This is a genomic window from Virgibacillus sp. DJP39 (genome assembly GCF_049310925.1).
GTDB lineage: Bacteria > Bacillota > Bacilli > Bacillales > Amphibacillaceae > Virgibacillus_F.
The window spans coordinates 1-560 of the sequence record NZ_JBMERP010000208.1; the positions used below are offsets into that span (position 1 = coordinate 1).

The window sequence follows — 560 nt, forward strand, 5'->3', positions numbered from 1 at the left end:
GTTCTATCTGCACTGCAACGTGCTGAGGTAGGAAGTGGATTTGTAGCAGGACTTGGAATTGTAATTCTTGCAATCATTATTGACCGTTTCACGCAAAATGTGAATGGTAAGAAATAACAAAGATAGTATGGAGTTTTGTAAATCATACTGTGCAAATTTGTTGGTATCTTTTCAATAGAAAAGTTTCCATATATATATAACAAGAAAAAGGGGAGATAACTAGTTATGTTTAATTTAAACTGGAAAAAAGTCGGCATTGCTGCCGGACTTTCATTATCATTAGTAGCTGCAGGTTGTGGTGCTGATGAAGAAGAGGCAACAAATGACGATAAGTCTTCAGACAAAACTGAGGAAGTAAACTATAGTGAAGAAATGGATTACACCATTACGGGCATTGAACCTGGTGCTGGTGTTGTAAAAGCAGCAGAAACAGCAGTAGCTGATTACGAAAGTTTGGCTGGATGGACCGTACAAACGTCATCTAGTGGTGCAATGGCAACAGCATTAGGAGAAGCTGTTGAAGCTGAAGAGCCTATTGTAGTTACTGGTTGGACTCCACA

At 39.1% G+C, this 560-nt stretch carries 1 protein-coding gene and 1 pseudogene; both read left to right on the plus strand.

The features are described from left to right. Window positions 1-117: pseudogene (locus ACOI1D_RS21835) on the plus strand (glycine/betaine ABC transporter); the annotation flags it as partial. A gap of 108 nt (window positions 118-225) precedes the next feature. Continuing rightward, window positions 226-560, plus strand: a 335-nt coding sequence (locus ACOI1D_RS21840; protein ID WP_422504311.1) for a glycine betaine ABC transporter substrate-binding protein, incomplete at its 3' end; no start/stop codon positions are given.